This is a genomic window from Muribaculum intestinale, from assembly GCF_002201515.1.
Lineage (GTDB): Bacteria > Bacteroidota > Bacteroidia > Bacteroidales > Muribaculaceae > Muribaculum > Muribaculum intestinale.
In genome coordinates, this window is record NZ_CP021421.1 from 685,845 (window position 1) to 711,027 (window position 25,183).

Genomic DNA, 25,183 nt, shown 5'->3' on the forward strand with positions numbered 1-25,183 from the left:
TAATCTTTGCTTGGGTGGTGCCACCAGAATTGTTCTGAATATAGTATCAATTTGATTATCAGATAATTACCGGCTATCTAAAGGAGAAAAACTCCGTTGACTACACTGCTATATTTTAGCGATTTGGGGCGTTTTGCTCCGGCAATCTAACACCTTCGCAACATCTTCCCTTATTCTAAAAGTTCTCTGTGATTGCAAAGTTACGAATTTATTTCCACTCCACCAAATATCAGGCTTGTGTTAATTCAATTTAACAAAGTGATTTATTTCAAAATCACAAAACAAAATAATTCAAAAACACAAAATAATTTGGTGGTGTCAGATTTAATCCCTAATTTTGTAGGTGATTATGAAAGAGATGAAGTATCTGAATAGAATTGCCGACAAGACTCTTGATTTGAGGCTTGAGGCTTTCGGCGCCGTACAGATAGCTGGACCCAAGTGGTGTGGCAAGACAACTACTGCAGAACGTCGGGCGGGAAGTGTTATTAAGATGCAGGATCCTGACCGTCGGGCGGGATATTTGGCTGCCGCTCAAACAAAGCCATCGTTATTACTCAAGGGTGCAACGCCTCGGCTTATTGATGAATGGCAGGTTGCCCCAGTAATATGGGATGCAGTTCGCCATGCGGTTGATGAACGCAGAGAGAAGGGACAGTTTATTCTGACTGGTTCGACAGTAATAGATGATGAGGAAATAATGCACACGGGAACAGGTCGCATTACCAAAATGGCTATGTACCCTATGAGCCTGTTCGAGTCTCTTGAATCCAATGGCTCTATCTCTTTGGGGCGATTATTTAATGAGGCGGACTATGAGATTGATGGTGAAATTTCACAATTATCTATTGAGCAACTGATTTTTGCTGCCTGCCGTGGCGGGTGGCCCGCTTCTCTCGATGAGATGAGCACCAAAGCTAAGTTACTGATTGCTAAAGACTATATTGATGTGATATGTAATGAGGATATTTCAAGAGTTGATAAAACGCGAAGAAATCCTGCATTGGCAAGGCTCATTCTTCGATCCTACGCACGAAATATCTGTACTTTAGCAAAGAAAACCTCCATGCTTGCTGATGTATCTGAAGAAATGGAAGGAATATCCATGCCTACATTTGATGATTATGTATGTGCTTTGGAGAAGCTCTTTGTAATTGATGATATAGAGGCATGGTCCCCTGCTATTCGTTCCAAGACTGTTATCCGAACCGGCAAGAAACGTTGTTTTGTTGACCCCTCTATTGCGGTGGCCGCGTTAGGTGCGTCACCAGAAAGTCTGGAACTTGATTTGAACACCTTCGGATTCATATTCGAGTGTCTGTGTTTTCGTGACCTCCGAGCATATTCGCAGGCACTGGGTGGGCGATTGTCATATTACCATGACCGTCTTGGACTTGAAGCTGATGCCGTATTGCACCTTGATGACGGACGATATGCGTTAATCGAATGCAAACTTGGTAGTCGCGAGATTGAGGACGGGGCAAAGCACCTCATTGAAATCAAACATCTTATAACGGAAAAGAATATGGCGGAGAAGCAAATTAAACTTCGTGAACCGGACTTGCTTATTGTCTTAACGGGCGGAGAAATGGCATATACACGCGAGGACGGTGTGAAAATAATACCAATCGGGTGCCTGAGAGATTAATTATTTAGGATTCAGTCAATATTGACCTATTCTTAATAATGATATAGATAAGTTAGAACGAGCGAAGAATCAAACAAAAAAGCAACTTAAAACTATGAATAATCCTATAGGATCACTATGGAATAAATGGGATCTACATCTTCATACTGATGCTTCTGACGGTAAGGGTTCCTGTCAGGATATATTGGATGAAGCTATAGCAAAAAATATAAAGTGTATCGCTATAACAGATCATCATACAGTTGATAATGTAGATATGATGAAAACGCTGGCGAAAGACGCCGGCGTAACAGTAATTTCCGGGGTTGAATTTAGGACTGAATATGGGAGGGCATCTGTCCATATGATAGGTCTTTTCCCTGATGAGTTCAATGGAATAACTCTTACATCAGAATTTTTAAAGGAAAACGTTCTTAATCAATTGGGTATATCTCGCTCAAGAATAATACAAATTGGTCGAGAATCCCTCAAACAAGATGGATTGCCAGAGGCATCTTACTTTAAGGATGGGATGTTTCGCGTACAGGTGAACTTTAAGGACGCAGCCAATCTAATCCATAAATATGGAGGAATCGTAACAGTTCATGCAGGTTCAAAGTCAAACAGTATTGATGAAGAAATGAAGCATGAAGGTAAATCTAAAAAAAATGTTTCGATTGAAGATTCATTAGGCCCAGTAAAAGAAGAGCTTTTTAGGGATGGTTATATTGATATTTGTGATTTAACGAAACCTAAGGAAGCTGGATTTTATCAAAAAACATTTAGGAAACCATCTATAACAACTTCCGATGCTCATGAAGTAAGCGAGGTCGGAACTAATGCATGCTGGATAAAAGCAGATTTGACATTTGAAGGATTGAGACAAATTCTTGCTGAACCGGAACGAATATCATTTGAAGAACCTGAAATTTTAGCAAGAATAAAAAGAAATCCAGATAAATTTATTCGGTCTTTAGAGATTCGACGTATTTCGGGTGCCACTATGCCTGAAAAGTGGTTCGATAGTATTAGAATTCAATTAAATCCAGGCTTAGTCGCAATTATTGGTAATAAGGGGAGCGGCAAGAGTGCCCTTACTGATATTATTGCGTTATGTGCTGACTCTACAAATCAGAACTGGGCATTTTTGACACCTGCAAAGTTCAGAATGCCAAAACCATACAATGTATCTAACATTTGAAAAGGGACCCGGATAGCATTTGAAAAGGGGACCACCCGGGATGGGGATGCAAAGATAATTATATTTGTTGAGTCATCATTTCCTGAGTTTCTTTCATGCGGTATGATTTGCCTGTCATGTTAAGCAGTATAGCCTTGTGGGTCAGGCGGTCTACCATTGCGGTGACCAGTACTTTGTCGTCAATAATCTCGTTCCAGCGGTTGAAGGCGAGATTGGTTGTGACGACGGTCGTCTTCTTGTCGGTGCGGAGGGAGAGATGGTTAAAGAGCATCTCTGCGCCGGCCTTGTCGCAGGAGACGTATCCGAACTCATCACAGATGACCATGTCGTATCTCTCGAACTTGTTTTCCAGCGACCGGAGTGTCAAAGCGTTGCGGCACTCGCGTATCTGCGTGAGCAGTCTTGGCACGGATGTGAACAGCACCGAGTGTCCGGCATTACATGCGGCGATACCGAGAGCTGTCGCCAGATGAGTCTTGCCTGTTCCGGGATTGCCGTATAGAATGAGGTTGCGTCCGTTTTTGATGAAGTCGAGTGTCTCGAGTGTCGGGAGCGCTTTCCGGGCATCGGCGGGCAGAGCGTCGGTGTCGATTTCGTTAAGATAGCGAAGTTGCGGGAACCCTGCGTTTTTGATGCGGTGACGGCGCTGGTTTTCAGAGCGGTTCTCTTTTTCGCGCCGGAGCAGTTCGGCTGTAAACCGCCATAGGTTCCATTGTTCGTCGGCGCTCTGCTGTATAAGCAGGTCGATGTCGCGCCGCACAAGCGGGAGTTTAAGGTCGAAAGCGCATGAGCGAATGAGCTCCCGAAGTCCGTCACGGTCTGTTTCATGTATGTCTGTCATTGTCATTCAGTGTATTGGTTGTTTTTTGGGGGGGTATTCAGTCTGCCTGCGATGCGCGGGTATATTCCATAAATGATGAAAGCATGTCAAGGGTATGGCTTGCCGAACTTTCTATTTCAGCCTGTTGCGGGTCGGGAACGTTCGTTGCCGCGATATCGGCGGTTGACTGCATATGTCCTTCCGCCGAGATCATCTGAGCCTGTATCTGTTCAGATGAGAGGCGCTGGAGCCCGCGGGACGAAAGACTTGTGGCGGCACGGACGATGTCAGTGTATGCCAGATTGTTGTCGCGGGTGAACACAAGCAGTTCTATGAAGCTTCGCGGAGACTCGCGGAAGTGTTCGCGGTAAAGCGCCGCCACCGACGGATGTACCTGTTGCAGAGCCACAGACCGCCCCAGAGCGGCCGGTTTGCGCAGGAATGTACCCAGATAATGCATCAGGTCGATGACCCAGTCGCCGGAGCGTCGGCTTCGGGCATGATTGGCCACCTTGTCGCGTCCGTAAAGCACCACGATGCGCTCGGAATACAGCTTTACCGCCACCTGCGAGCCCACCAGACGGTCGGGCACAGAGTAGTGCACTCCGTCAACGGTTATCGTTGAATACTTTCCGACGCGGTACAGCCGCTGCTCGAAGCAGCCGATGTCACCGTGGTCCAACGGACGTAGCGCCGCCAGATCGGCCTGTATGCGCAGGCGTTTTTCTTCCGCCGACATGTTGGACGCCTCTGTGTTGAGCCTGTCGCAGACTGCCGCCAGATGCGTCTGCGCGGCATCCAGGGAGTCAAACCGGACCTCGAACGAGAATGCACGACGCCGGATATATTCCACCGAACGTTCCACCTTGCCTTTTTCCCATCCCGAGCGAGGGTTGCAGAAATGGGGTGTGAAACAGTAGTGTACCTCCATGCGCAGCAGCGCATCCGTGTGCTCGCGGTCGCGCCCGAGGAACTTCTTTACGGCGGTACGCATGTTGTCATAGGCCATCACGCGCGGGGTGCCCCCCAACTCCCGGAAGCAGTTGCGGTGGGCTTCCATAAGAGCCAGGGTATCTTCGCGCGAAAACAGATATGCCTTGCGCATATTGCTGTGGTCGAGGGTGAATACCGCCATGTGAAGGCGAGTCCTGACTCCACCGATCCACAGGGTAAGCACGCCCCAGTCGAACTCGCAACGGAATCCAGGCTCATAGTCCTGACGGATATATGCCTTTGCAGGCTTTTCTTGCGACTTCGGCGCTGCCTCCAGCGCACGGACATACTGACATACTGTGGAATAGGCGATACGCACGCCATCGTCCTGAAGACGTCGCCACATATCGAGCTTGCGCATCTGCTGCTTGTGCAATCCGGCAGCGACGTTCTCCCGGTTGCGGGCGATAAAACCATCGATGCGACGGCGGACATCATCGGTCACAACACGCCTGACGCGTCCGCTGCTGTCATACTTCGGCCTGGTCAGCAGATAATCGTCAACCTCCCGCTCTGTCGGTGACGGGCCGGCCTCTCTCTCGAACTCGCGCAGATACTTGCGCACGGTCTTGCGGCTCATGCCGTTGCGGCGCGCTATCTCGCGGATGCTCATCCCCTCGCGGCGATGAGACAGAATAATGGATGTTTTTTCCTCCATGTGTAGCATTTTGTGGAATCGTTGATGTCGTTCTTTCTAATCAACGATATCCGGTTGAACTTACCCATGGGGTGGGTCCCTTTTCAATTGCTCTACCTGGGTCCCTTTTCAAATGTTAGATGCAGCCATATATGGAGCCAGAACGCTTTTATAATCAGTGTCGCTCATAAAATGTCCCTCCTTTCTGATTATAGAATGTATCCGGGACAAGCGGTACTTCAAGTGCACATTGCCGGAGCGATTCCATGTCTATGGACAGATAGCTCATAGTCGACTGACAGCTCTGATGGCCCAGAACCTCGGATATTGTTTCTATCGGTGTTGATTGTTTTAGGAGTGCAGAGGCAAGAGAGTGTCTGAGTGAATGTAGGCCATGATGCTTCCCTATGACATTCACACCACTGAGTGCGATCAGCCTGTTTATCTGACTGCAAACTGCATAGGCACTTAGGGATGTATATGGGGGCCTGTGTAGTATGAATAAATTCACAGCCGACGACTTCGGACGACCATTCTTAAGATAATCGATTATGGCATTCCCGACTTCCGACAGAAGTGGCAACTCTATGGAATTGCCGGTCTTTACCATCTTTTTCCTGATAAGATTGTTCTCCCAGTCAATCTCATCAAAAGTCAACGTGGCTATATCTGACGCGCGGAGTCCGAGCCTTGAAGCCAATAGGATGATTGCATAATCTCTTTTCCCAAGAGCACAGTTGCGATTGACGGATTCCTCGATTTTTTCGACATCTTCAGATGGATAGAACGAAGGGATTCTCTCTTTACGCCTGACTTTGAAAGCGCGAAAAAACTCATCGAAGTCATTTAAGACTACTCCATGCTCATGCCAAAAAGACATAAGCATTCTGATTGAATATCTTGCGCTTACTTTATTAGAGCAAACTCCTATATAAGACACAATATCCCCTTCTGTTATCTCCATTGGATGTACGAGTGCCTTGCCTTGAACCAGATATTCGAGGAAATAGCTTAAATTACGCTGATGGTGGACAATCGTTTTTTCTGCTCTGCGCAAACGTCTCTGTGAATCTATAAACTTCAGCATTTCCATGCCAATCTCTCCACTAAAGTCATATTTCACAGGAACTTTACTTGACCTTCTGATATGCCCGAGCAAAAGCATATCATTAAGCATCCGGACAGATCTGCGATATTCGTTTACAGTTCCCTCAGTATATATACCAAGAGCCTGTATGGAACATAGATATTCATCCCCCAACGGAGGTGAATAATCGTCAAGGCCCTTGCTCCTCAGATACTGCGCTATGCCACTGTTCCATCGTCTGATATGATTCCGTATGGATATGGCGGCATAGCGAGTGTCTCGGAGAAAAGCCTCACATCTCGAAATGAGATGCTGTAGATTCTCTTCTTTCATAAATTTACCGTTGTGTTGTAGGGCAATATTACCCATGGTAAATATAGTTATGAGAAGTTGTTATGTCAAGTAATGATGGGAGTTGACTTAAAATAAAATGAATACAGAATGAACTGGAGATAGTACTTCTCATAATATGCCTCTACTCATAATAGGTCACGCAGTCCTCTACGGACTTTGAGGGGTTTGCGAACTTGACGGCGAAAAGCACGTCATTCTCGGCTCTCTTTTCAAGGTAGTGACGGATAGTGTCCGCAAATGCCATAGTACCTTTGTTTTCATTCTTGTTTGCCATAGTCGTAATATTTTAGAGTGTCATTAACCAATAGATTATCGCTATCATCGTCAGTATGGAGATTAGCCACCCCACACCTCGGAGTATCGGTCGGACTACAACCCACATTATCAGAGCCACTATTAAGCCGATTATGCAACCAACCACTTTCGCCAACCCTTTGATTATGCGGTATTGATGGGAGGTTTGGTGAGCTTCGCTTCGACCTAAATTTCTATGTTGTTTTGTAGCTGTCATATCGGTGGGTACTTTTTTTTAACCATGCGTCCAATGACGGTGTGGCTGTATGAGTTGCTCGACGCCTCAATGACGTATGGCGACAAAAAAGGAATGTTCAGGCAGGCAGGAACAAATACTACCTCCGCAGGAGCGTGGAGATTTTTCCATGACTGAATGAACATTCCTTAGCCATACGTTTAATCAGGCGAGCTACTTATACTTGCCCATCTGTTATTGTGATGCTATGATTGAAAACGGTACCCCCGATATGACAGCCCGAAACAACATATAGACCCGGCAACCGTCAGTGTTGCCGATGGTTCTGAACCCTCTGAAAAAGAATGATTGAAAAACTGATAATGGCACAGTCCAATCCCGATAAGGCATAGTCTATGATTTCACATCATTGTCTATGCCCGTGGATTGCAACAACAAGCGGAGAGTGGCGTGGCGGTCTTGGTCCATTCATGGCTGACTGCCACACCTCTCTCCGCTTTCAAACGGTATGAAACAATTAAAGGAGATGATACCCCGTGTGGGAAATATCATCTCCTTTATCTTTTAATGCAGAACTGCTCAGATTGCTTCCTTGTCTGATTCTTCCTTGACCTTCTGCTTTTTCGGTTTGCCGAGGTTCATGGTGTCCCTGATGCTGTTCATGTCACGCAGGATTGATGAGTCAAGCACTCTGGCGTAACGCTCGGTCATTTTAACGCTGGCGTGTCCGAGCATCTTCGACACGTTTTTCAGACTAACGCCTTGCGAAAGGCAGACGGTGGCGTATGTGTGCCGGGCCACATGGGTGGTGAGATACTTGTCAATCTTGCAGATTGTGGCAATCTCTTTCAGATAGCGGTTCATCACCTGATTGCTCGGAATGGGGAGCAACACACCTTTTTTCGCCGCCTTCTTGTCGCCGCGATATTTCTCTATTATTTCAAGAGGAATATCCAGCAGGGGAATATTGCTCATTTGGCGCGTCTTCTGACGGGGCTTGCGTATCCACTTATTCCCCTCGTTGTCGGTCACGATATGTTCCTCGGTAAGCTGGGAAACATCAGTGAAGGCAAGGCCAGTGAACGCCGACATCAGAAACATATCACGCACCACCTCCAATCGCTTGCTTCCCGGATCACATTCATAGATGCGGTTGACTTCCTCGATAGTGAGAAACTCCGGGTCGGTGGGTTCCTCGCGGAATTTAATTCCGGCAAACGGATCTTTGTGTATCCAGTCGTTGGCGATGCAGCGGTTTGTAATCTTCTTCAACGCCTTCATGTAGCGGATAAGCGTGTTCTGGCAAAGGTCTTTCTCCGTTTTGAGATAGACCTCGTAGGCGCGGATTACCTCGCCGGTAAAATCCGAAAGGGGCAGGTCGGGCACATCGTATTTCTCCTTTATCATTTCGCAGAGGTAACGCTTCATCGACTCGTAGCGTCTGACGGTAATCTTCACAAAGTCCTTGCCGATTAGTTTCTCCGCTTCTTCGTTGTGTTCCTGAATTACTTGAAGGATTGTCCGCTCCTGTTTGCGAACCTGTCCGATGCCGTAGAAACGCTGTTGAACCACAGCGGGAGTGATTTCCTCGCCGTTCTGCTGAAGCTCGGTTATTATCTGGTGGATTTTGATGCGGGCTTCCTCGATAAAACGGTTGAGGTCAACGGCAGTCTTGCTCGTGCCTTTCGCACGTTCCTTTGACTGATCCCACAGATTGGGAAGGATACTTTTGCGGATATTATTTTCTACGCGCTGTCCGTCCACAGTGATACGCATACTCACAGAGGCTTCTCCGCTCTTGAGTAGCTTGGTCTTTTTAAGAAAAAAAGACACACGGAAATTGGTTTTGCTTCTCATTGCCAAATTCTTGTGTTAAAGGTTTGCGACGCGGTGGAGCAAAACTGATATAGATTTTGATAAATAACTCGTTGAAACATAGTATCTAAACGCTGTTTCGGTGGAGATTGTTCAGTGGATATTTCGGCTCCACCGATTTCTACACCACCGCCGGGAGAAATTTTTTCAAAAAAAATTTTCAGAGTGGCTCCGCCTTGTCAAAGTTCTGTTGATTATCTCTTCACAGAGGATCCTTTTAAGAATTTGGGCATAATGTTGTAAAATGCGTGATTGCAGATAGATAGCAAGCCGTGGGGTGGTGTGGATTTCAATCTTGCTCCACCAAATCTCGTTTGCTACCCTGCTGGATTGGTGTGGATTGAGCGTTTTGCCTTACCCCTAAAATGCGAAAAACACCGAATATCGCTGATATTCAGTGTTTTACACCGCCTTTCGGCTTTAGGTTGTGGTGCCACCAGGAATCGAACCGGGGACACAAGGATTTTCAGTCCTTTGCTCTACCAACTGAGCTATGGCACCTTGCATTGGGTCTTTTGCCGTTTTACGTTGCAAAGGTAGGAAGTCTTTTTCAATTGTGCAAGTCTTTGAAGATATTTTTTAAAATAATTTTTATTTAGGTCTGTATCTTTCCACAATTTCGCTATCTTTGCATTACTACAATACGCTCTATATCAGAGATACATACCGGAGTGCATGAATTGTCATAACATTCTACATGTCTGATGATTTCATAACCATAAACTCATCAGACAAATTCATCCGACGAATCCGCAGCACATGTATCCTCATATATATATATGTATATGATATATGGCCGACGTGTAGCCATCTATTCAACTATTCGCGATAATGAAACGAAAACTCACTATAATCTCGCTCGCCGCCGCACTGACTCTCTCCGCCGAAATCAACTCGCCATTTGCCGACGGATGTCTGCAACGCGGCATAGTTCTCCTCCGCAACGACTTCACCCAGGGTGCAATCGACCAGTTCGACATTGCCCGGCACTCCTCCCCTACCCCAACACAGGACGCCGACATCGCCTGGGGTAAAGCGATTGCCACCCTTCGCGAAGGAAACATCGACAGCGCACGCGGCCTTCTCCAGAAATATATCGAAGCCTACCCGGCCACGTCCCAGACCCTAAAAGCCCGCATAGCGCTGGCCGACTGCGATTTCTATCAAGGGCGCTACCGCGAGGCCCTATCGGCCTACAATGCTATATCTCCATCAGCGCCCGACCTCGCTCTCGCCGACGACCTTATATACCGCACAGCCTATTGCGACATGATGCTCGGCAACACCTCCAAGGCTCTTGCCGGATTTGCCGCGCTGACCTCTTCGCCCGTCTATGCCAACGCCTCAAGGTTCTATCAGGGCTACATATATTACACCCAGGGAGAATACGCCGAAGCCCGGCACCTTTTTGACACTGTCGACAAATACTCCTCACCAGGCGACCAGGCCCCATATTTCCTCACTCAGATAGCATTCCACGAAGCCAACTACGACCAGGCTCTCGCCATGGCCCGACGCGCCATTTCCGAGAGTCCACACTCGCCATACGCCCCCGAAATGCTCCGTATAGCAGGCGAATCGTCATACCAGACCGGTGACACACCGGAAGCCATCAGTTATCTTCAGCGATATCTTGACACGACATCTATTGACAAGGCCGAGCCATCAGCATTATATATATTAGGCATAAACGCCTATCAGCAGGGCGAACTCGACCGTGCCGTAAAGCTACTTACCCCCGTCACCGAGCAGCCCGATGCCATCGGACAGTCGGCCTATCTCTATATCGGACAAGCATTTCTACAACAAGGCAACATGGACGCAGCCATCATGGCTTTGGAAAAAGCCTATCGTCTCGACTACGACCCATCAGTGCGCGAAACAGCATTCTACAACTATGCCGTTACACGCATGGAAGGCGGACGCACACCATTCGGCAGTTCGGTGGCATTGATGGAAGACTTCCTGCGCACGTACCCCAACTCACGCTTCGCCCCACAAGTACAGGAGTATCTCGTCACAGGCTACATTACTGACAGCAACTACGACCAGGCCCTCGCATCAATCAACGCCATAAGCCGCCCGACTCCTGCCATCATCGCCGCAAAACAACGAGTGCTCTACATACTCGGATCCCGCGACCTCGCAAACAACCGCACAACCCAAGCCCTCGAGCGATTCCGCGAATCCAAAGCACTCGCTCCGCAAGCCGACAAAAACATGGGAGCAGAGACCGAGCTATGGATTGGCGACTGCCTCTATCGACTCGGACGCTACCCCGACGCAGCCACTGCATTCTCCTCATATCTGCGCACCGCACCAAAATCCTCGCCCAACCGCACAATCGCCCTCTACGACCTTGCATACACCCGATTTGCCCAACGGCGCTACAACGAAGCACTCGCCGACTTCAAGAAAGTAATCGATGCATCCGGACAATCATCCGCAGAGCCTCGAATAACGGCCGACGCATACTGCCGCATAGCCGACTGCCAATACTACTCGTCAGACTTCAATGCAGCAGCAGCCAACTATGACCGTGCTTTGTCGGCCAATCCGGCCACCGGCGACTACCCGCTATTCCAGAAAGCCGTAATGCGCGGACTATCCGGCGCCCATGACGAGAAAATCGACATGCTCGACCAAATGATGCAGACCTATCCAACATCCGGACTCATGGCATCAGCCCTGCTCGAAAAGGCAGAAAGCCTCCTTGCACTCAACCGCTCCGACGAAGCTCTTGGCGTATATTCCCGTCTCGTGGCCAAATATCCGGCCACATCACAAGGTCGCAACGGATACCTGCAGATGGCTATCACCCAGATGTCGCTCGGACACACATCCGACGCCATAGCCACATATAAAAAGGTAATATCCTCCTATCCAACATCCGACGAAGCTCGCGTAGCATCCGACGACCTCAAGCGCATTCTCGCCGACGAAGGACGCCTCGACCAGTATACCGCCTTCATAGCCAGCGTACCCGACGCCCCGCGCCTCGACACTACCGAAATAGACCAGCTGACATTCCAGTCGGCCGAAAAATCATATCTCGCCTCAGGAGCCACCGACCGATTGAAAGACTATATCGACCGTTTCCCCTCAGGACAACACGCTCCGCAGGCACTCAACTATCTCGCCACAGCCTCGCTGGAAAACGGCAATCACTCAGAGGCCCTCACCTACGCCACAACACTTGTGACACGCTTCCCCCATTCAGAGGCATCAGAAGAGGGTCTTGCCATAAAAGGCGAAATAGAACTCGAATCGGGCAACGCCGAACAAGCTCTGGCAACATTCCGCACGCTCGAATCAAGCGCATCAGGGGCCCGCAACATACAGGCCGCACGTCTGGGCATAATGCGCGTGTCGCGCGACCTCGGCCATCATGCCGATGTCATAGCGGCCGCCGACGCACTGCTGTCATCTTCAGCCCTGTCGACCGACCGGCGCACAGAAGTGCTCTACTCCCGGGCATACGCGCTCGCACAACAGGGCAACACGGCACAGGCTGCCGCCGAATGGGAAAAACTCGCCTCCGATACCGATGACCTCTATGGAGCCATGTCCGCTTTCCATCTTGCCCAGCAGCAATTCGACAAAGGCAACATAAAACAAGCCAGACGTACCGTCAATGCCCTCATCGACTCAAACACACCCCACCAGTACTGGCTCGCCCGAGGCTACATACTCCTGAGCGACATATCACGTAGCCAAGGCAACACATTCGAAGCCGACGAATACCTAAAGAGTCTGCGGGAAAACTATCCGGGCTCCGAAGCCGACATATTCCGGATGATTGAAACTCGTCTGAAAAAATAACCGCCCATAATCATAACAACCACATGATACCCCCCGTATATTCTCCGGCCGACGAGCGCTACTCCGATGGCAACATGAGCTATCGCCGCTGCGGGCGCTCTGGCATACTGTTGCCTGAAATATCGCTCGGACTATGGCACAACTTCGGCGCCGGCGACCCACTGAGTCGTTCACGAGAAATCCTGCGATATGCATTCGACCATGGCATCACCCACTTCGACCTCGCCAACAACTACGGCCCACCATACGGATCAGCCGAACAGACATTCGGCGAAATATTCCGTACCGACTTCCGCCCCTACCGCGACGAGATGTTCATATCAACAAAAGCTGGCTACGATATGTGGCCCGGCCCATACGGAAACTGGGGATCGCGCAAATATCTCATGGCCTCGCTCGACCAAAGCCTGCGTCGCATGAACCTCGACTATGTCGACATATTCTACATCCACCGCTTTGACCCGGAGACTCCGATCGAGGAAACACTTCAGGCACTTGTCGATATCGTGCGCTCAGGCAAAGCCCTCTACGCAGGCATATCCCGTTGGCCTCTCGAAGCAACAAAACTCGCATTCGAATATCTTGACCGCCGCGACACACATTGTCTCCTGTTTCAGGACCGTCTTAATATGCTCGACCGTTCCTCGGTATACTCCGGAATCCTTGAAGAAACTCAGCAGGCTGGCGTAGGATTCATCGCATTTTCGCCACTCGCTCAAGGATTGCTCACAAACCGCTATCTCCACGGGGTGCCATCCGACTCACGTGCCGCACAAGGACGATTTCTGAAGGCCGACACAATCACCCCAGAAATAATACGCCGCACACGCGAACTCAACGACATAGCCGAATCACGCCGACAGTCGCTTGCTCAGATGGCAATATCATGGGTGCTCGCCGACAAACGTGTCACATCCGTAATAGCAGGATGCAGTTCAATCAATCAGCTCGCCGACACAATCTGTGCAATAAAGCATACTGACTTCACACAGGAAGAACTTGCCCTTATCGACAATGCAATAGGCTGATACGACGTGCCCGCACATAAATAGAATGCATATATACAAAAAAAATCGTGAGATTTTCACGATTCTCTATGGAGTTGTGTCCATAATGCATGTCGCATATGTATAATCCACAATAGGATTTCGACAGCAATTATCGACACATCTCCTTGTTTTTTACTGAAATGATTCCGATTAAGCATATCATGTCATAAAAAGACACCAATAATTGCCTGTCAGCGGAAATCACTGTAGATGTGTGAGTAAGAGAGTTTCCGGTATGCACAGATTACTTGTACATCTCGGCAGCGTTCTCAAAATACCAATGGAACACTTTCTTAAAAATATTCAACATAACACTGACTTTTTTCGGAGCCATCGCCGACAGAAACAGAAATCACTGTCAGCGATATCAGTCTGCCCGCTCTGCCTCCGGGATTAATATTTAGTGTTAGACTATTTTGCGTCGGCGGCTCTAATCTTGCCGCCCGTCAATGTCTCCACCGCTGTGGAGAATCAGAGAAATGCCCTTAGTTACGTTCCGAAGTCATCGGGGTGCAATCTCCCGTTACACGGAAGTAGCTGTGGGCACCAAGATGACGAGTATAAGCACTTACCTCTTCTTTGAAAAATTTAATCATCTTGTTCATACCATTAAAATTTTAAATTAATGAAGCAGGTTTTAATCCGCTTCGACCTAAAACAATTTAACTGCCGGCTCTCCGGCTTTTCACTAATATATACGCTTAATTACGATGCAAAGTTAGATGAAATATCCGAAAACCTGCAATAAAACTATGTTTTTTAACATAAAAAATTTCACATCTCCTTGATTCTCTGCCAAATAAATATGAGCGATTTAAATGTTAAAAATCGCTCACATTCACAAGTTTATGTATATTTATTCCGTATAAGCAAGTCATTTCCTGTCAGTCCCAATCATCGGTCCGGAACGGCAAAAGAGGAAGCCCTGCCACATTATATACCGACATCTCGGGCACATTGCGGTAACAATAGCGCACAGCCACCGGCTCCTTCACCATATCCGAGCTTACAGCAAGGCGACAGCTCCGCTCCTCTATTTCGGCAAAAGCCGGGTAAAACCGACGGTCGTCACCGGCGATTTCGAATCCGGAAAGCGAAGTCCACATCGGACACAGACCATTGGGAGCATTCTTTACATTTATATATATCTTTCCATCCTTTATCTCCATTGACTCATACTGTGGAGAGTGAGAACCAAATCCCGTCAGCCCGTATGTGTCAGTAAGCGCCATCCACGCCAGACGTTCTGCCGGAGTAAACTTGTCGACGGGATGGATGAAATTGTAGTTTCCAGCATCGAGTGTCGACGCAATGCCGCTGTTGGGTATCTTCTTCAAAGCATTTGCCTGAGCCTCACGCAGCCGCGCGGCCGAAGTGCCATCGTTACCCTCATATCGGAAAGGAGCTATCTCAACAAAATAAAACGGCATCTCCTCACCACCGCCCCAGCGAGCACGCCAGTCACATACCATACTGGCCATAAGACTATCGTAGTCATCGGCATTGTGTCGGTTGCTCTCACCCTGGTACCAAAGAAATCCCTTCACCGGGAAATCTGTAAACGGCGCTACCTTCGCATTGAAAAGCAGACACGGATCATTCCATGGATTATCTTTGACACCCTCATCAAGATGCTCGTAACCGTATCTGGCAAACTTGTCCATGGCCTCCCTCGACATCCAAGGCTCAATGCGTGAGCCTCCAAGAGTCGACACGATAAGACCTACCGGCACATCAAGCACCTCATTGAGATATTTCCCAAACAGATATGCCACAGCGCTTGTATTGGCAACATTATCCGGAGTATTGCTCCACCACTCTCCGGCCACATCCCGCTGAGGCGTCTTGGCCGAAGAGCGTACCCACTGCCCTTTCTTACTGTCGGGAGTGAAAACACGAATCTTTGTAGACTCCCTGGATCTGGCTATGATATCGTTGGTTCCTCTCAGAGGCTGTCGGTCAAATCCCCTCATCGGCATCTCCATATTGGACTGTCCGGCGCAGAACCACACCTCTCCTATCAGCACATCTCCGATTACTGCCGGCACTCCATCGCCATCCGATATCACGATTTCATACGGACCGCCGGCCTTAGGTGTAGACACTGTCACACACCACAATGAATCGTTCGCGACCTCGGACACTGCTTTGGCACCATCCCACGAACCCGTCACCTCGACTTTACATCCGGGTGTTGCCTTGCCTCGCAGCCTTACATCCGTCTGCTGCTGTAGCACCATACCGTCCGATAACACATGGGGAAGCACTACGCGCGCCTCAACTGTAGATGCCGACAATACTATACCCGCAAATACCATCGGCATCCGGCAGGCCACTGATTTTACATTCTCTTTTCTTACTTTCATTTCTAATAATTGTTTCGATAGTTAACCGGATTACAAATATAGCGACTTTCCAAATAAAACGCCTTGCTATTCCACAAAAAACCAATTGCATACCTGTATTGTTAGAATTATGCATCATAGTATTTGCCACATTTATCGATATGAAAACAACAACTAACCGACATACCTCATCATCAGCCTCCCTGAAAGGACTCTCTGCAATGGGCCTTCTAATTGCCGTAGGCATAGTATTCGGAGACATCGGTACTTCGCCGCTATATGTAATGAAAGCGATTACAGGAGTAAATCCCGGATTCGATGCCGACTATATAATAGGTGCCGTGTCGTGTGTGATATGGGTACTCACCCTCCAGACCACACTAAAATATGTAATCATAGCACTAAGGGCCGACAATAATGGCGAGGGAGGTATACTCGCTCTATTCTCACTCATAAAGAATCTGCCGAAGAAGAGACTCTATCTCGTCGGTGCAATAGGCGCGGCCGCTCTCATTGCCGACGGAGTTATCACCCCGGCGATTACAGTGACATCGGCCATCGAGGGCCTATCCATCATAACTCCCAGAGTACCGGTCACTCCCATTGTCGTGCTCATCATCATCGGTATATTCATATTGCAGCAGAACGGCACAGGAAAAATAGGCCGTATGTTTGGTCCGTTCATGCTCGCATGGTTTCTTATGCTTGGTGTGCTCGGTGCATGCAACATTCATTACGCGCCCCATATTCTGAGCGCATTCAATCCCTGGTATGCCATCAGACTGCTATCGACATATCCCGAATGGTTTCTGATACTTGGAGCGGTATTCCTCTGCACCACAGGAGCCGAGGCACTCTACTCCGACCTCGGCCACTGCGGACGCTGGAATATATCCATAAGCTGGATATTCGTTAAAATATCCCTGATTGTAAACTATCTCGGGCAAGGCGCATGGCTTATCGGCACAGGAGGCATAAAAGGAGTCAACCCGTTCTACAGCATTATGCCCGCATGGTTCATGCCGATAGGTGTAGCCATGTCGGCGGGAGCCGCTATTATAGCAAGCCAGGCACTCCTCAGCGGCTCTTTTACCATATTCTCCGAAGCGATAAACCTCGACTTCTGGCCAAAACTCAGAATAAAGTACCCCTCAAACGAAAAAGGGCAGCTATATATTCCGGCGATAAACTGGACTCTTCTTGCAGGATGTCTGATCACTGTATTTTTGTTCCGCGACTCAAGCCATATGGAAGCGGCCTACGGACTGGCCATCACTATAACGATGCTTATGACTACAGTGCTGCTTGCCATATACCTGCGCCACAAAGGGCAGTCACTGTGGATATGCATATCGTTTCTGGTGTTTTTCGGTGTTCTTGAAGCTATTTTCTTCGCAGCCAATGCCGTCAAATTCACCCATGGAGGATGGTTTACTCTCCTCATTGCCGGCATGGTAGCGATTGTGATGATTATATGGTATAACTCGACACGCATACGCGACTCTCACATCGAATTCAGCAGTGTCGACAGCAAGCTCGCCCTTATCCGCGACCTGAAAAACGACAATGAAGTGCCGCGTTATGCATCCAACATTGTATATTTCAGCCGTTCTGCCAATCCGCGTAAGCTCGAAAACAAACTCCTCTACTCCATAGTAAGCCGTCAGCCAAAACGTGCCGACCACTACTGGATAATACATATCGAGCGCAGTGACGACCCTTGGCGCCTCGACTATAAAGTCGACGAATTGATTGAAGACACCATGTTCTTCGTCACCATAACGATGGGATTCCGCGTAGAGCCGAAAATCAGCCTCTATCTCAGGCAGGTTGTGGAAGACCTCGTAAAGGACGGGAAAGTCGACATTACATCGTCGTACCCGTCATTGCGCCATCATGGCGTGGCCGGCGACTTCCGCTTTGTGGTAATCAACCGACTGTTCTCAGCCGAAAGTTCATGCACGCGTAAAGACACAATGCTTTTGCGCATGCACGACAGACTGCGCCATATAGGCATCAGCGATCTGAAAGCCATGGGGCTTGACACATCCGGAGTGGTCATGGAGTCAGTTCCTCTTATAATCTCCACCTCCCACCGACGCCGCATCAGACGGTCCGGTCAATCTGCCGAAGCATAATCTAAGAGACTATCTAAAGCAGATACCCTTTGTCGCGCAACAGTTCCTTGAAACGTGGCAGATTGCCCAATTCGACAAGCACACGGAATCCCTGCGCACAGATGGCGATTTCGCGCATCTCCGGCGACATCGCCAGATATTGCTGCAGCTCCTTGTCCTCACGGTCGATTACAAACACTTCATAATCCGTATCATCGACTGCAACAGCGCATGCCTGACGCCGTATGCGGCTGAAAAATTCAATCCAGTTGTCGGGAGGCTCAGGACATACGAAATTCCGTATCAGACTTATCGTCCGGTCGATATCTCCACTATCCTTGCAGTTGCGCAGAAATGTCTCGGCAGTCACGGCATACCGGTTTGCAGATACCGGGCGGGCAAACCGGTCAAGTATGCCGCGCATTGATGTATCAGGATTAGCCAGAGTGACAAGAAGATAACGGTCATCAAGAAGAAAATCATTGACCGACCGTATCTCCACCGTATGTTCATATCTGTTGGTGATTCCGAGTATGAAACGTCCAAGCTCAGTGATACGCCAGTACATAAGTCCGCAGAACGGGCTACAGCTTACCGCATCACGTTCGACAAATGCCACTTCAACCGCTCCTACCGCGGCAAGCATAAACACTACGCCCTGTATCATCGGCACTATCAGATATTCAAATTTCTCATCCAATGCGATATAATGCTCCCCACCACTCTTCACACCCGACCTTACGTACATACTGCTACGGTCAAAACTGTAGTTGTCCACAAGCAGATTGTCGCCATAGACACCGTAAAGCATCCTGAAATAATCGATAAATCCCTTGGACTCAATCCATTTCTCCGGTTCGGAATGCCTGGCTATCATACGCATAATACGGTATGCCATCTCACTGGCCATGCTGTCAAACGGAGAGTTGGCAAACTTCCCCTTAAGCTGAGGCATCAGCGCGCGTCTCACAAAATCGGGCACGACACTTCCAATATGCCCCACAACATAGCGGCAACGCTCAGCCGGCGACATTGACACCCCCGATTCAGTCAGGAATAGTTCCATCATCAGGTTGACAACGATGCGCCCCCTCGCATTAGCATAATATTTGCTCTCTTTGTCATTGGCAAAAAACTCCTTCAACCCCACTCCGGCAGAAACACGTCGGATTACCGGCAATGTCACATGCACCGAGCCGGAGTCAAACATTCTTGCGGCAACCAAGGCATCGTAGTCCGACATTGCCTTAAGCGAGCCTCCCACATCTGAAAATACCCTAAGATTATCAGGCAGTGTATCCAACTTGCAGAAATCGGCTGCCTCAGGATATAATACGGCCAAAAGATACGGACGCAACAGTCCGTCAATGACAAATTCCAGCTTTGACTTTGTCTTTCTCCAGCTCCACCTGAACTGCTGTATCGACCGTGGTGTCGGGTATAGCCACGAGAAACGGGTCTTGTCGATAAACACTTCCGACGATCCGGTAATGTCAAGAGCCTTACGTACCTCCATCTCGCTTACAACACCCGAAATCAGACATTTGCGCCATAGCCTCAGTTCTTTTTCTGGAATCTTGTCAACAAGCCATTTCAGATTACGGCAATCCGACAGAAACACCGCAAATATCTCGGTAAGATGGCCTCGCCTCTTGGAGGAGCTATCGAGTATCGCCTGACTCATCTCTCCATTAGTAAAGAGAGGCTTACCATTATACGCACTCCAGTCGACTTCCGGCTCGCTGTAGCCTATATCGACAAATGCGTAATGAAGCATCCGCTGGATATACACCGACCGGTATACGGCAAGTTCCCTTATAATAGCTTCCACATCCGACTCATTGCCGGCATATATAGTGACGAGTTCAATTACCTTGTCCTTCATATAGAGTTTGTACGGATTATGATAGAATAAAATCTACGTCTTCCTGTGATATCTGCTTTGACAGAGTCGAGTCGGAAGAAACGAGACCTTCGAACAGAGCAGCTTTACGCTCCTGCAACTGGCGTATGCGCTCTTCTATAGTGCCGCGTGTTATCATCGAGTATGAAGTGACTTTCATCTTCTGTCCCATGCGGTGCAGACGGTCAATAGCCTGTTTTTCGGCTGCGCGGTTCCACCATGGCTCGTAGATAAACACTGTATCGGCGGCAGTAAGATTAAGCCCGACACCGCCTACCTTAAGGGTCAGCAGCAGCACCTTGCAGTCGGCATCGTTCTGAAAACGCTGCACCACACTGCGCCTGTCGCCTGTCGAGCCTGTCATTGTGGCATAATCTATACCCAGACGTTCAAGACGCTCCCCTACAAGTTCTATTCCGGCAATAAAGTTGAAGAATACAACACATTTATGACCGTTGGCGGCAGCCTCCGATATCGTCTCCACAAGCGGGTCGAGCTTTGGCGAAGTGACAGCGCCGTCGGTAAGGATATTCGGCACCGATGCAATACGCCGCAGTTCGCTAAGTGCCTGGAATATCACAATCTGGCTCTTCTGCATGCCGTCAGACTCTATCGACTTGCTGATAATGTCCTGATAATAGCGGCGGCGTTCCTCATAAAGGCGTGCATGGGCCGGCTCCATCTCGGTATATAGCGTCTGCTCGGTAAGGTCGGGCAGTTCGGTAAGCACGTCGCGTTTAAGTCGGCGTAGCATAAAAGGATACAGTTTGCGCCTCAGACTTGTCATAGCCTCGGTATCGGCCTCGTTCTGAATAGGTATCGCATACTGACGACTGAAGTCGCCCGCATCGCCAAGCATACCGGGATTAAGAAAGCGGAACAGAGAATACAGTTCCATTATATTGTTTTCCATCGGCGTTCCGCTAAGCGCAAGCCTGTTGTTACATTTCAATATAAATGCCGCCTTAGCCGTCTGCGACTCCATATTTTTGATATTCTGCGATTCGTCGAGTATCACATACTCCCATGTCCGGCCTCGGAATGTATCGATATCATTGCGCATCATACCATAGGTAGTAAGCACCACATTGGCTCTGCATGCCTCATCAATATTCCGGTTGACACCATAATAGGTATAGGTACTCAGCCATGGCGCGAATCGGGCTATCTCACTCTCCCAGTTAAATATAAGACTCTTGGGCATAACAAGCAGAGATGGCAGGATACTACCATCGGCAACTATATTCATGGGGTTCTCATTCTTGCGAGGACGTCCGCGCCTACGCGGCCTTTCATCAGCAGATATCTTTCCGCCATATATTATTGTAAGCAACGCTATGGTCTGCACGGTCTTTCCCAGGCCCATGTCATCGGCAAGACATCCGCCCATGCCATGGTCACGCAGATACTTCATCCACTTGACACCCTCAAGCTGATACGGTCTGAGTGTGGCATTAAGTCCAGGCAGAGACAATTCTGACGACGGAAGCATTCTGAATCCCTCCAGAAATGCCCGATATTGTTGTGGAGCCACGCCTTCAAGAGGTGCCTGAAGAAGAGCCTCGATTTCAGGCATATCAAAATACGACACCTTGACCTTTGCTTCCTTACCGGAGCCTTCAACCTTGAATATACGCTGAAGACGGCGCATATAGCGGTCATCGAGTATCGCACGGTTGCCATCGGAAAGCACTACAAAACGCTGGTTGCCATACTGGCTGAGAAGATCGGGAAGGGTTATCTTCTCACCGGCGATATCCACCTCAGCCTGAGTGTCGAGGAAATTGATTCCCGACGACATCATGCGCATGTTGATTTTAGGGAAAGCGGCCTGTATCTTATATTCCCGCAGATGCTCCGAACCTATCAGACGGAACTCTCTTAGCAACGACGGGAGACCATGAAGCAGAAACGGCCCGGCCACCTCCGGCGGAACAATGAAAAAAGAGCCCTCGCGATATACATTTTTATATGCGGCCCGGCTCGGTGTATAATACCGCAGCATACCCGCTATCTTGTCGGCGTCATTATCGGAATCCCGGAGATCAGGCTGCTGTGTACGGCATATGACAGGACGTCCGTCACCACCGTCTACAGCTACCGCAGTAAATTGAAGGCGTCGCTGTAGATTGAAATCTATGCCGGGAAGCAACCTGGCGACCTCCATGTTAAGCGAGCGGTCGGCATCTACTCGTGTAAACACTATCGTAGGCTCATACCCCGCGGCATTGTGGCTCCACTCTACAGGATGTCCGTCGAGCATCACCGTTACATTATCTATATATGTAAAAAACAGGCTGAGCCACTGGTTTAGACCGACAGGAGGCAGGCTGCTGAGAAAAATCGATATGATATTAAAGTTGTCGCCAATGTCGGCAATGCTGCGCAACACATTGCCGTCAAGCGCTATATTCCTTGACAGCAGATTTTCCGGCGCCAATATGCGGTACTGCGATTCGCCATCGGATTCTGTCGACTCGACGGCAATTCCGAGTTCAGGCTCAAAACGCAAGGTATTACCGTCATTGTCAGCTATCCTTCGCAACTCGACAGACACCTTGGCCGGCTCTATGGAAGTGCTCACAGGGCCGACTCCCTCTACATCAACATTATGACAGTCGAGCAGCAAGGTGCCCACCACAGGAAAACGCGACAGACTAACAGCGCTGTCGACACCATCCCACCCGAGCATAAACCCCGACTGAGAGCGAGACTCTCGCATAGCATCAAGCACTCGCCCGGCCGCCACCGTTACTCTCGACCTGTCGGGCGACACCTCTTTGCCTTTTGCATCAACTACCGATACAAAAGCCTCTGAATGTCGGTTACCGCTTGTCGCGCGACTGATCCGAAACCGGAAATCATCGGCAACGACCGTTGAGCGCACTACACGGCTTACCGGACGCAGTCCTGTCAGTCCGGCTGCAAACGACGAGGAAAATACACTATTGTTTTTTTCTAACGAATCCAATGTTTTTTCTTGATAAGCAAACTGCAAATATAACAAATCCCATTAACAATCCATCTGCACATCATTCGAAAAAATCTCAAAAAATTTCACTAACTTTGCACACTATGAAACGAATCAGAAATTTCTGCATAATCGCCCATATCGACCATGGCAAAAGCACCCTGGCCGACCGCTTGCTGGAATATACCCATACCATAGCCGAAAAAGACCTTCAGGCACAGGTGCTCGACGACATGGATCTCGAGCGTGAGCGTGGCATCACTATCAAGAGCCACGCCATACAGATGGACTATCTTCTTGACGGAGAACACTACACGCTCAATCTTATCGACACTCCGGGACACGTCGATTTCTCCTACGAGGTATCGCGCTCGATTGCCGCATGCGAGGGTGCGCTCCTTATAGTCGACGCATCCCAGGGCATCCAGGCCCAGACGATATCAAATCTTTACATGGCCCTTGAAAACAACCTTGAGATTATTCCGGTAATCAACAAGGTAGACCTTGACAGCGCAAAGCCCGACGAGGTCGAGGACCAGATTGTCGATCTGCTCGGATGCGACCCCTCGGATATAATCCGCGCCTCCGGCAAGACCGGTATCGGCGTGCCGGAAATTCTTCAGGCCATAGTGCACCGCATACCTGCACCTCAGGGCGACCCCGATGCGCCATTGCAAGCTCTTATTTTTGACTCTGTATTCAATCCGTTCCGCGGCATTATCGCCTATTACAAGATTGTAAACGGCACTATCCGCAAGGACGATTTTGTAAAATTCGTTTCTACCGGCAAAGAATACCATGCCGACGAAATAGGCGTGCTGAAGATGGACATGTCGCCGCGCAAGGAATTGTCGGCAGGCAATGTCGGATACATCATATCAGGCATCAAGACCTCTAAGGAGGTAAAAGTAGGCGACACAATCACCCACGTAGACCGTCCATGCGAGAAAGCAATAGACGGATTTGAGGAAGTGAAGCCAATGGTATTCGCCGGCGTCTACCCGATTGAAACAGAAGACTTCGAAAATCTGCGTTCTTCGCTTGAAAAGCTACAGCTCAACGATGCATCTCTTACATTCACACCGGAGTCGTCGATGGCTCTCGGATTCGGATTCCGCTGCGGATTCCTCGGACTGCTCCACATGGAAATCGTTCAGGAACGTCTCGGCCGAGAGTTCGACATGGATGTAATCACCACCGTGCCCAACGTAAGCTACCGGGTGTTCGACAAGAAAGGCAACATGACCGAGGTACACAACCCCTCGGGCCTACCCGAACCTACGCTTATCGACCACATCGAAGAGCCCTACATACGTGCGTCGATTATCACCGCCGCCGACTACATCGGCCCGATTATGACCCTATGTCTCGGCAAACGCGGCGAACTGCTCAACCAGCAGTACATATCCGGCAACCGCATCGAGCTGACATTCGACCTCCCGCTCGGCGAAATTGTGATTGACTTCTACGACAAGCTCAAATCCATTTCCAAGGGATATGCATCGTTTGACTACCATCTCCACGACTTCCGCGAGTCTAAACTCATAAAACTCGACATTCTGCTCAATGGCGAGAGCGTCGACGCACTGTCGACACTTACCCATGTGGATAATGCCGTGACATTCGGCCGTCGCATGTGTGAGAAACTTAAGGAACTCATTCCGCGCCAGCAATTTGACATTGCCATTCAGGCTGCAATCGGTGCCAAAATCATCGCCCGCGAGACAATCAAGGCCGTACGCAAGGACGTTACCGCCAAGTGCTACGGCGGCGACATCTCTCGTAAGCGCAAACTGCTCGAGAAGCAGAAGAAAGGCAAGAAGCGCATGAAGCAGATTGGTTCAGTAGAAGTGCCGCAGAAGGCATTCCTCGCCGTGCTCAAGCTCGACTGA

Annotated in this window: 15 protein-coding genes and 1 tRNA gene; 7 read left to right on the plus strand and 9 right to left on the minus strand. The window is 49.1% G+C overall.

All coding sequences use genetic code 11. The features are described from left to right. Window positions 1–358 precede the first annotated feature (358 nt). Entirely contained in the window at window positions 359–1,648 is a 1,290-nt protein-coding gene (locus ADH68_RS03005) for an ATP-binding protein (RefSeq protein WP_068961957.1), read from the plus strand. Between the two features lie 94 nt (window positions 1,649–1,742). After that, window positions 1,743–2,828 carry a PHP domain-containing protein gene (locus ADH68_RS03010; protein ID WP_084273907.1) on the plus strand — a complete coding sequence of 362 codons (1,086 nt, stop codon included), beginning with the start codon at window positions 1,743–1,745 and terminating at the stop codon, window positions 2,826–2,828. Between the two features lie 58 nt (window positions 2,829–2,886). On the opposite strand, the gene istB is transcribed toward ADH68_RS03010, so the two are convergent. The 4 genes from istB to ADH68_RS03030 form a co-directional block, all read right to left on the minus strand. Continuing rightward, a complete protein-coding gene (istB, locus tag ADH68_RS03015) occupies window positions 2,887–3,669 on the minus strand; it encodes an IS21-like element helper ATPase IstB (RefSeq protein WP_068961956.1) in 783 nt (260 codons plus the stop codon). Window positions 3,670–3,706: 37 nt separating this feature from the next. After that, window positions 3,707–5,308, minus strand: a complete 1,602-nt coding sequence (gene istA, locus ADH68_RS03020) for an IS21 family transposase (protein WP_068959738.1) — start codon at window positions 5,306–5,308, stop codon at window positions 3,707–3,709. Window positions 5,309–5,453: 145 nt separating this feature from the next. Next, complete coding sequence (locus ADH68_RS03025; protein WP_068961955.1) at window positions 5,454–6,698, minus strand: site-specific integrase; 1,245 nt, start codon at window positions 6,696–6,698, stop codon at window positions 5,454–5,456. 142 nt (window positions 6,699–6,840) lie between these two features. Then, a complete protein-coding gene (locus tag ADH68_RS03030; protein ID WP_084273905.1) occupies window positions 6,841–6,993 on the minus strand; it encodes a Cas9 inhibitor AcrIIA9 family protein in 153 nt (50 codons plus the stop codon). 270 nt (window positions 6,994–7,263) lie between these two features. On the opposite strand from ADH68_RS03030, the gene ADH68_RS14200 reads away from it, so the two are divergent. Continuing rightward, on the plus strand, window positions 7,264–7,386 hold the full coding sequence (locus tag ADH68_RS14200) for a hypothetical protein (RefSeq protein ID WP_256359322.1): 123 nt from the start codon (window positions 7,264–7,266) through the stop codon (window positions 7,384–7,386). Between the two features lie 402 nt (window positions 7,387–7,788). On the opposite strand, the gene ADH68_RS03035 is transcribed toward ADH68_RS14200, so the two are convergent. Beyond that, window positions 7,789–9,066 (minus strand): site-specific integrase, encoded by a 1,278-nt coding sequence (locus tag ADH68_RS03035; RefSeq protein ID WP_068959864.1) that lies wholly within the window; start codon window positions 9,064–9,066, stop codon window positions 7,789–7,791. Window positions 9,067–9,512: 446 nt separating this feature from the next. Next, window positions 9,513–9,585 (minus strand) — tRNA-Phe (locus tag ADH68_RS03040). A 330-nt stretch (window positions 9,586–9,915) separates the two neighbouring features. Between ADH68_RS03040 and ADH68_RS03045 the strand changes: the two genes are divergently transcribed. Then, on the plus strand, window positions 9,916–12,906 hold the full coding sequence (locus tag ADH68_RS03045; RefSeq protein WP_068959863.1) for a tetratricopeptide repeat protein: 2,991 nt from the start codon (window positions 9,916–9,918) through the stop codon (window positions 12,904–12,906). Between the two features lie 23 nt (window positions 12,907–12,929). After that, window positions 12,930–13,934: an aldo/keto reductase gene (locus ADH68_RS03050; RefSeq protein ID WP_068959862.1), complete on the plus strand. Its 1,005-nt coding sequence runs from the start codon at window positions 12,930–12,932 to the stop codon at window positions 13,932–13,934. 905 nt (window positions 13,935–14,839) lie between these two features. On the opposite strand, the gene ADH68_RS03055 is transcribed toward ADH68_RS03050, so the two are convergent. Continuing rightward, a complete protein-coding gene (locus tag ADH68_RS03055) occupies window positions 14,840–16,279 on the minus strand; it encodes a sialate O-acetylesterase (protein ID WP_068961954.1) in 1,440 nt (479 codons plus the stop codon). A gap of 182 nt (window positions 16,280–16,461) precedes the next feature. Between ADH68_RS03055 and ADH68_RS03060 the strand changes: the two genes are divergently transcribed. After that, window positions 16,462–18,438 carry a KUP/HAK/KT family potassium transporter gene (locus ADH68_RS03060; RefSeq protein ID WP_068959861.1) on the plus strand — a complete coding sequence of 659 codons (1,977 nt, stop codon included), beginning with the start codon at window positions 16,462–16,464 and terminating at the stop codon, window positions 18,436–18,438. A gap of 13 nt (window positions 18,439–18,451) precedes the next feature. On the opposite strand, the gene ADH68_RS03065 is transcribed toward ADH68_RS03060, so the two are convergent. Then, window positions 18,452–20,302, minus strand: a complete 1,851-nt coding sequence (locus tag ADH68_RS03065) for a hypothetical protein (protein WP_068959860.1) — start codon at window positions 20,300–20,302, stop codon at window positions 18,452–18,454. A 16-nt stretch (window positions 20,303–20,318) separates the two neighbouring features. Further along, window positions 20,319–23,291: a DEAD/DEAH box helicase gene (locus tag ADH68_RS03070; RefSeq protein ID WP_068959859.1), complete on the minus strand. Its 2,973-nt coding sequence runs from the start codon at window positions 23,289–23,291 to the stop codon at window positions 20,319–20,321. Window positions 23,292–23,395: 104 nt separating this feature from the next. Between ADH68_RS03070 and lepA the strand changes: the two genes are divergently transcribed. Next, window positions 23,396–25,183, plus strand: a complete 1,788-nt coding sequence (lepA, locus tag ADH68_RS03075; RefSeq protein WP_068959858.1) for a translation elongation factor 4 — start codon at window positions 23,396–23,398, stop codon at window positions 25,181–25,183.